A 12,305-nucleotide genomic window follows, 5' to 3' on the forward strand; every position below is an offset into this window, starting at 1 on the left:
GGGCTTGCTCCCGATGGCGGGGATACAGCACAGCTACAGAATTGTGTATCCAGGCCGATAACCCTGAAATAAGTCCAAGCGTTGTATCAGGGAGGTTGCAGCATGTATCGTCGGTTAGCCGAAAAGCTGGGGAATGTCAGCGTCAAAACCAAGCTGGGCGTAGGCTTTGGCCTGGTTCTGATCCTCACGCTAATGATCACTTTCACCGGCTGGGCCGGGTTAGGCAATGTGACAAGTCGCGGTGACAAACTGGGCTATATCTCAAGCCTGACTGAACTGACCAAAGACCTGCGCCTGGCTCGCCTGGACTACGAAATGCGCCGGGGCGAACAAGGCCCCGCGGCCGTAAACGAATTGGTGGGCAAGCTTGAAAGCAGCCTCAAAACCGCCGACGACCTGATCGATCAACCAGTCGACAACTTGCTGGTCGACCAACAACTGGTCGCGATTGAACAATACAAAGCCGCGTTCAGCGAGATGGTCCAGGCTGGCGCCAACCGTGAAAACGCCCGCAGCAAGCTGGGCGATACCGCCGACAATGCAGTGCTCAAGGTCGGCGAAGTCGAAAAAGCCTTGCTGCAAGGTGACAGCGTCACCCAGTTCAACAACGTGGTCGACCTGAGCAAGCTGATTCAGCAGGCGCGTTTTCAAGTGCGCGGTTACACCTACAGCGGCAAACCTGAAGCGCAACAGCCGGCGCTGGATGCCATCGATAATGCCCTGAAAAAAATCATCGCGCTTGACGGCCAAGTGCCCGAGCAATACGCCACCAACTTGCAACAGGCCAGCGTTTCTCTACAAGCCTACCGTGCGGCCGTCAGCCAATTCGGCGACTCCCAGGTCGCCATCCTCGCGGCGACGAAAAAGATGGCTGAGCAAGGCGACATCCTGATTGATCGCAGCAAAAAACTTACCCTTTCGCAAACGCTCGTACGCGATGTCGATGTCGCGCACGCCAAGCAACTGCTGCTATTGGCAAGCGCACTGGCGCTGATCTTCGGCTTGGTGGCCGCCATGGCCATCACCCGTCAGATCACCCTGCCGCTGAACCAAACCCTGCTGGTCGCCGAACGCGTGGCCTCCGGCGATTTGAGCCACAACCTGACCTCCACACGCCAGGATGAACTGGGCCAGTTGCAACGCGCCATGCAAAGCATGACGGTGGGCCTGCGCGAGTTGATCGGCGGCATCAGCGACGGCGTTACCCAAATCGCCAGCGCCGCCGAACAGCTGTCAGCGGTAACCGAACAGACCAGCGCCGGGGTCAACAGCCAGAAGATCGAGACCGACCAGGTCGCCACCGCGATGAATGAAATGACCGCGACCGTGCAGGAGGTGGCGCGTAACGCCGAGGAGGCGTCCGAAGCCGCCGTGGCCGCAGACCAGCAAGCCCGCGAAGGCGACAAGGTGGTGGGTGAAGCCATCGCCCAGATCGAACGCCTGGCCACCGAAGTCGGCAACTCGACCGAAGCCATGGGCCACTTGCAGCGCGAAAGCGACAAGATCGGCAGCGTGCTCGACGTGATCAAGTCGGTCGCCCAGCAAACCAACTTGCTGGCGCTTAACGCGGCGATTGAAGCGGCGCGTGCCGGTGAAGCCGGACGTGGTTTTGCGGTGGTGGCTGACGAGGTGCGCAGCCTCGCCCAGCGCACCCAGAAGTCCACCGAAGAGATCGAAGAGTTGATCGTCGGCCTGCAAAGCGGCACCCACAAGGTGGCGACGATCATGGACAACAGCCGTGGCCTCACTGAAAGCAGCGTCGAATTAACCCGTCGCGCGGGTCAGGCGCTGACTAACATCACCCGCACGGTATCGGCCATCCAGGCGATGAACTCGCAGATCGCCACCGCCGCCGAGGAACAAACCGCCGTGGCCGAGGAGATCAACCGCAGCGTGTTGAACGTGCGTGATGTGTCTGAACAGACCTCTTCGGCCAGTGAAGAAACCGCCGCGTCCAGCGCAGAATTGGCGCGCCTGGGCATCTACTTGCAAACGCTTGTAGGCCGCTTTCGTATCTGATTAGCCCGTGCGGCGGCCAATCCAGGCCGCCGCACCGCGCAACTTGTGAAATTTCCTACGCAGTTATCAGCCCGCCATTGCCCCAAATCGAATTAGCGTTTCATCAGCAGCGCTCTCTCTGATTTGGAGGTTCACCATGTTTCGGCTGACCGGTTTTCTGGCCAACGCCAGCGTCCACCTCAAACTCGCCGTGGGTTTCGCCCAAGTGCTGATCTTGAGCTTCATGATCGCAGTGACAGGCTGGCACGCGTTAAACGCCGCGCTGTATCGCTCCAGCAGCCTGACGACTCTGGCGCAACTGGCCGTCGACGCCGAGGCCATGCGCGCCGAACGCCTCGTGTACCGTACCCTCACGGGCGCCGACAGCCTGAGCACTATGTCTGCGCAAATCAAAAAGATTGACGAGTATTTGGCTGAGCTTTCAGACCGATTGAAAGACCCGTCCGACCTGCAGAAACTTCAAGAATCGACGCGTCTGGTGGAGGGTTTCAAGGCGGCGCTGGTACTGCTGCCGCCACTGGTCGAGCAACGCGAGAGCATTCGCCCCACGCTCAAGCGCGCCGCGCTGCAAGCCAGCGATACGCTTGCAGAGTTCGCCAGCGACTTACCCGACCAACAAGACGAGGCGGCACTGGACGCGATCGAGCACCTGCGCCAAGCCATGGAACTGGCCGAGGATCGCGCCCAGAGCCCGGCATGGGCCGCAGAATCGCTGCCGGTTTATGTCGAGGCCGTCGACAAAGCGCTCGACGTTATGCAGGTGGCTCAAAACAAGGTCGCCACTCTACCGGTGGACGCGACAAAGCTGAAAACCGACCTGGCTAATTATCTCGAGCAATTGATCAAACTCAAGGAGGCCCAGCTCAACACCGAAACCGTGCAAAACCGCTTTGAACAACAGCTCAATGGATTGCGCGAGCAAAGCCACTTGCTCAGCCAGGGGCAGAACGCCAAACGTGACAGCGAGGCTGAAAACACCCGCACATTGTTGATCAGCGTGACAGCGGCCGCCTTGTTCCTGGGCGTGCTGGCCGCGTGGTGGATCGCACGGCAAATTGCCCTGCCGCTGCGAGAAGTGCTGACCGTCGCCCACCGTATCGCCGACGGCGACTTGAGCCATGACACTCAGGTGGATCGCCGTGATGAACTGGGCCAGTTGCAACACAGCATCGGGCAAATGACCCGCAACCTGCGCAGTTTGATCAGTGGTATCGGCGACAGCGCTCGGCAGATCAGCAGCGCGGCCGGGCAATTGTCAGCGGTCACCGAGCAGACCCGCGCTGGCATCAATAACCAAAAAGACGAGACCGACCAGGTTGCTACGGCCATGAATCAAATGCTCGCCACCGCCCAGGAAGTCGCCCGGCACGCCGAACAGGCATCGGTCGCGGCGAATGAGGCGGATCAACAAGCGAGCGTCGGCGACAAGGTGGTCGCGCAAGCCATTGAGCAGATAGGCCACCTGGCCCATGAAATGACGCGTTCCAGCCAAGCGATGATTGCGCTGCAGCATCAGAGCCAAAAGATCAGCGGCGTGCTGGACGTCATCAAATCCGTGTCCCAGCAGACCAACCTGCTAGCCCTGAACGCGGCCATCGAGGCAGCGCGGGCTGGCGCGGCAGGTGAAGGTTTTGCGGTGGTCGCCGATGAAGTACGCAACCTCGCGCGGCGCACGCAGGAAGCGGCCGAAGAAATCGAAGGGCTGATCGTCGGCTTGCACGCCGGCACCCAACAAGTGGCTGACATCATGGACGGTAGCCGCACCTTGACCGACGGCAGTGTCGACTTGAGCCGCAATGCAGGTGATGCATTGGCAGCGATTACCCGTACCGTGTCGATCATCCAGGAAATGAACCCGCAGATTGCCGCCGCCGCCGAGCAGCAAAGCGCGGTGGCCGAAGAGATCAATCGCAGCGTGTTGAAGGTACGGGATGTGTCGGAGCAAACCGCTGCCGCCAGTGAGGAAACGGCGGCGGCCAGCGTGCAATTGACGCGCCTGAGCGGTGACTTGCAGGCACTGGTTGGCAAGTTCAGGCTCTAGCGGCGAGCAAACTTCTGTGGCGAGCGGGCTTGCTCGCCACAGGGTTTACAGCACCTGGCGCAGGAAGGCTTGGGCTCTCGGGTCTTTGGGGGCGCCGAAAAACTCCGCCGGGGAGGCGTCTTCGAGCAACTTGCCATGATCAAAGAACAGCACGCGGTCCGCCACTTCGCGGGCGAAACCCATTTCGTGGGTGACGCAGACCATGGTCATGCCTTCCAGGGCCAGGGTCTTCATCACGTCGAGTACTTCGCCGACCATTTCCGGGTCGAGGGCCGAGGTGGGCTCGTCAAACAGCATCACCTTGGGTTCCATGGCCAACGCGCGGGCGATCGCCACGCGTTGTTGCTGACCACCGGACAGCCGCGAGGGAAACTCGTTGGCCTTTTGTGCAATACCGACCTTTTCCAACAACGCCAGCGCCTTGGCTTCCCGCTCTTTTTTGCCGCGCTTGCGCACGACTTTTTGCGCCAGGCAGAGGTTTTCCAGCACGGTCATGTGCGGGAACAAGTTGAAGTGCTGGAACACCATGCCGACTTCACGGCGGTAGGCGTTCACGTCGGTTTTCGGGTCGGCCAACTGCAGGCCGTCGATGCTGACCGAGCCTGCGTCGAATTCTTCCAAACCGTTAAGGCAGCGCAGAAAGGTGGATTTACCCGACCCCGATGGGCCGATCACCACCAGCACTTCACCCTTGGCGACGTGTGTGCTGACGTGGTCTACCGCGCGCACCACGTGGCCACGCGTGTCGAAGACTTTTACCAGGTCGCGAACTTCAATCACTTTGCGCAAGCCTCCGCTCAAGCCGGCTGGCCATTTTTGACAGCGGCAGGTTGATCAGCAGGTAAAGGCCTGCCACACAAAACAGGATTTCAAACGGCGAAAACGAGGTGGTGATCACTTCGCGGCCACTTTTGAGCAGTTCGGTAATCGCGATGACCGACACTAGGGACGTGTCTTTGACCAGGCTGATAAATTGCCCGGCCAGCGGCGGCAGCACGCGTTTGAACGCTTGTGGCAACACCACGTGACGCATCGACTGGCCGGCACTCAGGCCCAGTGAGCGTGCGGCCTCGTTCTGGCCTCGGGTGATGGACTGCACACCCGCGCGCACGATTTCCGCCACGTAGGCACCGGTGAACAGCGACAAGGCGGCGATCCCGGCGAACTCCCGCGACAGGTTAAGGACCGTGCCGATGAAGAAGTAAAAAATGAATATCTGCACCAATAGCGGCGTACCGCGCACCAGCTCGACGTAGATCGTCGACAGATCGCGCAAGGTCGGGTTGCTCGACAAACGGCACAACCCCGTCGCCAAGCCAATCGCCAAGCCCAACACGCCGGAGACCACCGACAGCCATAACGTGGTCCACAAACCCCACATCAGCGGCCCCAGCGCCCAATGCCGGGTAACCCCCACCACATCGCCTTCGGCCACGTCATCGCCACGCGCCACTTGCAGGCTGTTGCTGGCCACGCTCAGCGTTTGCTCTGCGCCGGCGTCGTTGCGCAGGGTGACTTCGGCGACGTCGCCTTTGCGCACCAACTCAATCACGGTGGAAATGTCGGCGGCGCGCTGGGACTCTTCAGCCTGGTAGGCGAAGTATTGCGGCACGCGGTTCCAGCGCCATTCGTAGGACATCAGCGAGGTGGCGTAGTACAACGCACCCGCCAGGCCAACCAACACAACCACGGTCAGCAGGTGCCAGGGCCACTGGGCTTTTTTCTGTTTCATTACTCAACATCCAAAAAGGGCGGGCGCTCACTCGCAGTAGCTTGAGCTTATTCCATGTCCTTGAGCCACTCGGCGCTCTTGAACCACTTGTCATGGATGCGATCGTAGGTGCCGTCGTTGCGAATCTGGTGCAGGAAGTTGTTGATGTAGTTGAGGCTGTCGTAATCGCCTTTCTTCAAGCCGAACGCCAACGGCTCAAACGTGAAGGGTTCGTCCAGAAACACCAGCTTGCCAAGGCCGACTTTTTTCTCGGCAACCACGTTGTACGGCGCGTCGTACACAAAGGCATCGGCCTTGCCGTTGACCACGTCGAGCACGCCTTCCTGCTCGTTGTCATAGCCATGGTACTTGGCTTTGGAGATCAGCTTTTTGGCGACCATTTCACCGGTGGTGCCGAGCTTGGAGGTCAGGCGATATTTCTCGTCATTGAGGTCTTTGTAGGACTTGATGGTGCCTTCAAGGTCTTTGCGAATCAGCAGGGTCTGGCCAACCACGATGAACGGTTCGCTGAAGTTCAGGCGCAGGTTGCGTTCCTGGGTCAGGGTCATGCCACTGCCGATCATGTCGAACTTGCCGGTCAGGAAGGCCGGGATGATGCCGTCATAACCGGTGGACACCAGCTCCAGCTTGACGCCCATCGACTTGGCCATGGCCTTGAGGATGTCGACTTCGAAGCCGATGATTTCACCGCGTTTGTCGGTCATTTCGAACGGCATGTAGGTGGGGTCCATGCCGACTTTCAAGGTGCCACGCTTGACCGCGTCATCGATGGCGCCAGCGTGGGCCGCCGTCGCGGCAACCAGCGCGGCAAGGCCGAGCATCAGCGTCGAAAGATACTTTTTCATCATCAAGTCCCCTGAACGATTCTTGTAAGGTCGGCGCGCAAAAGGGCTGCACCAATTCGGGGTGCGATGCTAACCCACTCGATGCCCGTCACAAAGGTTTCACGGGTAAATGTTAACGGCGCGTGTCGGAAAAGCCCCACAACGGTGCAGAACAGCGCAGGCGGCAGACGCATCAGCGCAAGGAATCGGTAATTGATTGATGTGTAAGTAGTTATGACGACCAGTCGATCTCCGCCATCCAGGCGGTGTCGTTAAACCATTTGTCGTGCAGGCGATCGTAGGTCCCGTCCTGTGCCACCTGGTTGAGGAAATGATTGATCCAGTTAAGGCTGTCGTAATCACCTTTTTTCAGGCCGAACGCCAGCGGTTCAAAGGTAAACGGCTGCTCAAGTGACAACAGCGCGCGGTTTTCCGGCCGGGTCATGGCGATCAGGTTGTACGGCGCATCGTTAACAAATGCATCCGCCTTGCCTTCCGCCACCTGCCGCACGGCCTCATCTGCGGTGGCGAAACTGCTCAACTGAGCCGTCCCGAGAAAGCGTTTGGCTGCGGCTTCCCCGGTGGTGCCCTCGGCGGCCGCGATCCGGTAGCCCGCATCGTCGAGGTCTTCGATACTGGAAATTTTGCCGGCAAGGCTGGGATGCAGCAGCACGGTTTGGCCGACCACGATAAAGGAGTCGCTGAAGTTCAGTTGCAGATTGCGCTCCTGCGTGACCGTCATGCCGCTGCCGATCAGGTCGAATTTTTTCTCGATCAACCCCGGCAGCAATTCGCTGTAGGGCACCGCGACCAGTTCAAGCTTGACGCCCAAGGCACGGCTCATCGCCTGCAGCAAATCGATCTCGAAGCCGACGATGCGCCCCTGCTTGTCGGTCATCTCAAAGGGCACATAGGTGGGCGTAGTGCCGACTTTCAGCACACCTCGTCGAACGGCGTCATCCAGCGCGCCGGCACTCAGCCAACCTGCATAACCCAATGCTACAAGGCCGATAAGCCATGCCGAACAATACCTTTTGATCATGAATACCCCCGTGGCGAATCAGTTTTCGGGGGGCGATGCTAACCCAGTCGCAGGCACGGCAATACGCTTCGAACAAAGGTCTTTTGTGTCGAAATAACAAGGGCTTGGTAATCAAGGGAAGAGGCGCAAAACGCTGTAGGACCAGCGCTTGAAACACCCCCGAGGTGAACCCTCGGGGGCGTCTGAATCAGGCCGGTTGGGCCTGCGATGACAGCGGTTGCAGCGGCAGCAAAGGCGCGTGCGGATCGGCCTTGACCGATGCGCGCCAAGCGTCGAGCCACTCAGCATGACCCTCGCTCCACACCTGTTCGTGCAGACGGGCGAGTGCCACCGGGTCGCTGAGCAACGCCACGCGCTCGCCGTTGTTGAGGCCGGCGGGGCCGACTTTCAACGCATGGCGAACACGCTCGATGCGCAGGAACTCGATGGGCTCCGCCTCACGGTGACGCGAGGTCGCCAGGGCGCAAGCCAACGCGTTCTGCTGCGGGTCGACCACCGAACGCACAAACCCGTCATGCAGGGCATGCCAGCGGTTCTCGTGGGTGTATTTCTCTGTCGAGAGCAAGGCTTGCGGCGGATTGTATTCCTCAGGAATCAGGAACAGGCTCTCGTCGCGGGACTTGAGACCGAGGTTAACCCGGCTGGAAATTACCGACACCGGGATCGACAGCATCAACGAACCGACGATCGGCACCAGCCACCACAGGAAGCTCGGGTTCAACCACACCACCAGCAGCGCCCAGAAGAAGCCGAGCAAGGTCTGCGTGCCGTGGCGCTTGATCGCTTCGCCCCATGGCGTGGAGTCGTCGTCACGCTGCGGCGAGTTCCAGGTCGCGGCCCAGCCGAGGAACGCGGCCAGTACGAAACGCGTGTGGAAGATCATCCGCACCGGTGCCAGCAGCATGGAGAAGAGCATCTCCAACAGCATCGACAGCGTTACCTTGAACTTGCCACCGAACTCTTTCGCGCCCTTGGCCCAGATCAGGATGATGCTCAGCAATTTGGGCAGGAACAGCAGCACGATGGTGGTGGAGAACAACGCCACCGCCTTGTCCGGGTGCCATTGTGGCCACAGCGGGTACAACTGGCGTGGGGCCATGAAGTACTGCGGTTCCATCAACGTGTTCACCGCCAGCAAGGCCGTGGACAACACCAGGAACAAGAACCACAACGGCGCCGACAGATAGGACATAACGCCGGTCAGGAACACCGCACGGTGCACCGGGTGCATGCCCTTGACCAGGAACAAGCGGAAGTTCATCAGGTTGCCGTGGCACCAGCGACGGTCACGCTTGAGTTCGTCCAACAGGTTCGGCGGCAGTTCTTCGTAGCTGCCCGGCAGGTCGTAGGCAATCCACACGCCCCAGCCGGCACGGCGCATCAGCGCGGCTTCAACGAAGTCGTGGGACAGAATCGAACCGGCAAACGCGCCCTTGCCCGGCAACGGCGCCAGGGCGCAGTGCTCGATAAACGGCTTCATGCGGATGATCGCGTTGTGGCCCCAGTAGTGGGATTCACCCAACTGCCAGAAGTGCAGGCCAGCGGTGAACAGCGGGCCGTAAACGCGGGTAGCAAACTGCTGCATGCGCGCATACAAGGTGTCCATGCCCGACGCCCGTGGCGCGGTCTGGATAATCCCCGCATCCGGGGTGGCTTCCATCAAGCGCACCAGGCTGGTCAAGCATTCGCCGCTCATTACGCTGTCGGCGTCGAGCACGACCATGTACTTGTATTCACCGCCCCAACGACGGCAGAAGTCGTCGAGGTTGCCGCTTTTACGTTTAACGCGACGACGACGGCGGCGATAGAAAATCTTGCCGAAACCACCGGCTTCGCGGCACACGTCGAGCCAGGCTTGCTGTTCGGCGATGCAGATGTCGGCGTCGTTGCTGTCGCTGAGTACGAAGAAATCGAAACGGTCGAGGTCGCCTGTGGCGGCCACCGACTCGAACGTGGCGCGCAAACCGGCAAATACCCGCGGCACGTCTTCGTTGCAGATCGGCATTACCAGTGCGGTGCGCGCTTCTTTGGGGATCGGCTCATCACCGGCACTTTTACCGGAAATACGGTATTTATCGTGCCCTGTGAGCAGCTCCAGGAAGCCCATCAGCGCAGTCCAGAAACCGGCCGACACCCAGCAGAACAAGATCCCGAACATGATCAGGATGCTGGTTTGCAACGCGTACGGCAGCACTTGAGTGGCGGTTTGCAGCAGCGTCTGGTTGCGGATCTCGTCGAAGTCGACCAGCGACCAGCCCTGGTACGGCATGATGCCTTTCATGTACCAGCCGGCGACGATGGTTTGGCCGAGCATCAGCACCAACAGGATGTAACGACGAATCGACCCCACGGTACGCCAGCGCGCGGCCGGCAATACACGTTCATCCTTCGGCGGAGCCGGCGGGTTGGTGCGACCGGTCATCCGGCGCCAACCGCGCACCAAAATGTTGGTGCGCCAAGGCTCTGGCACCACTTTAGTCCGACGGATCGGCGGCGTAGCCTTCAGGCAAACCCGGCCACTGGCGTCGAGCCCGAGCATTTCGGCTTCTTGCAGCTCTTCGGCGCTGTTGAGGGTCAGCCGACGGCCGACCGACGCTTGGGCAGCGTCGGTCGGGGCGTCGAAGGTTTTTGACGACAAACGTTCGTGCAGCTCACTGAAAGAGTTGCAGCCCGCCAGTTCGGCGCGCTGCTCTGCAGTCATCGGGAGGTGCGCCAGGTACTCGGACAAAGTCTCTGGCGTGGCTTGAGAATTACTCATCGGCAGGCAACTGATAGCTCCAGGTTTCGGTCAGGACGTGTTCTGTCTTGGCCGGCTCCGGGTTAGAGAGTGGCGTGGCCGGGGCAGCTTCTGGCTGCTTGGCGTCCTTATCTTCCTTGTCTTTCGCGTCTTTTGCGTCCTTCGCGTCTTTCTTGGCTTGCTTCTCGTGTTGCTTGGCCAAAACCTTGTCGGCCTTGAGCACTTGGGTCGAAACAGCCTCAGGTTCTGGCTCCGGGATGTCCTCGACCAGCGCCGCGCGCATTTCGGTCGGCTTGCCTGCGTCCTTGATTTTCATGCGCAGGGTCAAGCGCCAGCCTTTGGTGTGCTCGTTGTAACGCACGCTGTTTTCAACCACTTCGGCGTTGTCGCCAACACTTACTTGGGCGCGCACCGGGGCGTCTGCCGGCAGGTTCTTGAGGGACGGGCCTTCAAAGTCCACCAGGTACGCCACGCTGCCGTCCGGCTGACGGATCAGGTTGGATTGCTTCACATCACCGGTGGAACGCAGGGTCTGCTTGACCCACGCGCTGTCAGCCGGGTGCAGGGCTTTTTCGTCCATGGTCCAGTGCAGGCGGTAGCTGATGTCCAGCGGCTCGCCGACTTTTGGCAATTCGGCCGGGCTCCAGAACGCAACGATGTTGTCGTTGGTTTCATCGGCGGTCGGAATCTCTACCAGGTCAACGGAACCCTTGCCCCAATCACCTTCAGGCTCGATCCAGGCGCTTGGGCGCTTGTCGTAGTTGTCGTCGAGGTCTTCGTAGTGGCTAAAGTCGCGGCCACGTTGCAGCAGGCCGAACCCGCGCGGTTCTCGACGCTGAAGTTGCTGACCGACAGGTGTTTTGGATTGTTCAGTGGGCGCCAGATCCACTCGCCGTTACCGGCATGAATCGACAGGCCGCTGGAATCGTGCAGCTCACGACGGTAGTTGAGCACTTTCGACGGCTGGTTCGCGCCGAACAGGAACATGCTGGTCAACGGCGCAACGCCGAGTTTGGTGACCTTGTCGCGCAGGAACATCTGCGACTTGACGTCAACGATGGTGTCGGTGCCAGGGCGCAGCGTCAGGCGGTAGGCGCCGGTAGCGCGTGGCGAGTCCAGCAGAGCAAAGATCACCAGCTGTTTTTCACCCGGTTTTGGACGTTCGATCCAGAACTCGGTGAAACGCGGGAATTCTTCACCGGACGGCAACGCAGTGTCGATCGCCATGCCACGCGCGGACAGGCCATACGCCTGGCCTTTACCAACGACGCGGAAGTAGCTGGCGCCGAGCATGGTCATGATTTCGTCTTGTTTGTCGTCTTTGTTGATCGGGTACAGCACACGGAAACCGGCATAACCCAGTTGTTCGGTGGCTTTTGGATCAAATTTCACGTCGCCGAAATCGAAACGCGTCGGGTCGTACTTGATCTCATGCACGCTGTCGGCAGTCACTTCGTTGATTTTCACCGGCGTATCAAAGTGCATACCCTGGTGATAGAAGGACAGCTTGAACGGCGTGTTCTGATCGGCCCACTCGGCTTTTTCGTTACGGAAGCGAATTTTCTGATAATCGGCGAATTTCATTTCGCGAAATTCGTTCGGCAGATTGCTGCGCGGTGCTTCGTATTTTTGCCCGGCCAGCTCTTTAGCTTTGGCCGACACATCATCCAGACTGAATGCCCACAGTTGACCCGCGCCGAACAGGCAAAACAGGGCAGAGCCCGTTACCAGTGCGTTTCGTAACCGTTTGGCAGACAATTTTGGTGCATTACAGGGACTAACAATCACGAGCAACCCTCGCCGAAAACGAATCAAAAAACCAACGGCCAGCTATCTATATGCCAGGTTGGCGAGCATTGTTCCGACTCCCTTGGGTGAAAATGATTCCCCAATGAACGTCGGACAAGTCT

At 59.7% G+C, this 12,305-nt stretch carries 7 protein-coding genes and 1 pseudogene; 2 read left to right on the forward strand and 6 right to left on the reverse strand.

What is annotated here, in order from left to right; translation table 11 throughout:
• Window positions 1-102 precede the first annotated feature (102 nt).
• Together F0169_RS28585 and F0169_RS05330 are read left to right on the forward strand one after the other, a co-directional pair.
• Window positions 103-2,019 carry a HAMP domain-containing methyl-accepting chemotaxis protein gene (locus F0169_RS28585; RefSeq protein WP_152745930.1) on the forward strand — a complete coding sequence of 639 codons (1,917 nt, stop codon included), beginning with the start codon at window positions 103-105 and terminating at the stop codon, window positions 2,017-2,019.
• A gap of 136 nt (window positions 2,020-2,155) precedes the next feature.
• On the forward strand, window positions 2,156-4,060 hold the full coding sequence (locus tag F0169_RS05330; protein ID WP_152745931.1) for a methyl-accepting chemotaxis protein: 1,905 nt from the start codon (window positions 2,156-2,158) through the stop codon (window positions 4,058-4,060).
• 45 nt (window positions 4,061-4,105) lie between these two features.
• On the opposite strand, the gene F0169_RS05335 is transcribed toward F0169_RS05330, so the two are convergent.
• The 6 genes and pseudogenes from F0169_RS05335 to F0169_RS05360 form a co-directional block, all read right to left on the reverse strand.
• Complete coding sequence (locus tag F0169_RS05335; protein WP_172979338.1) at window positions 4,106-4,840, reverse strand: ATP-binding cassette domain-containing protein; 735 nt, start codon at window positions 4,838-4,840, stop codon at window positions 4,106-4,108.
• Window positions 4,833-5,792 carry an amino acid ABC transporter permease gene (locus F0169_RS05340; RefSeq protein ID WP_152745933.1) on the reverse strand — a complete coding sequence of 320 codons (960 nt, stop codon included), beginning with the start codon at window positions 5,790-5,792 and terminating at the stop codon, window positions 4,833-4,835. The genes F0169_RS05335 and F0169_RS05340 overlap by 8 nt, the downstream gene beginning before the upstream one ends.
• 47 nt (window positions 5,793-5,839) lie before the next feature.
• A complete protein-coding gene (locus tag F0169_RS05345) occupies window positions 5,840-6,637 on the reverse strand; it encodes a transporter substrate-binding domain-containing protein (RefSeq protein ID WP_058411860.1) in 798 nt (265 codons plus the stop codon).
• A 211-nt stretch (window positions 6,638-6,848) separates the two neighbouring features.
• Window positions 6,849-7,658, reverse strand: a complete 810-nt coding sequence (locus tag F0169_RS05350) for a transporter substrate-binding domain-containing protein (RefSeq protein ID WP_152745934.1) — start codon at window positions 7,656-7,658, stop codon at window positions 6,849-6,851.
• 187 nt (window positions 7,659-7,845) lie between these two features.
• On the reverse strand, window positions 7,846-10,416 hold the full coding sequence (gene mdoH, locus F0169_RS05355; RefSeq protein ID WP_058411847.1) for a glucans biosynthesis glucosyltransferase MdoH: 2,571 nt from the start codon (window positions 10,414-10,416) through the stop codon (window positions 7,846-7,848).
• Window positions 10,409-12,183 (reverse strand): annotated as a pseudogene (locus F0169_RS05360) (glucan biosynthesis protein G). Before F0169_RS05360 ends, mdoH begins: the two are co-directional and overlap by 8 nt.
• Window positions 12,184-12,305: the final 122 nt, after the last annotated feature.

The sequence above is a fragment of the Pseudomonas kitaguniensis genome, assembly GCF_009296165.1.
Lineage (GTDB): Bacteria > Pseudomonadota > Gammaproteobacteria > Pseudomonadales > Pseudomonadaceae > Aquipseudomonas > Aquipseudomonas kitaguniensis.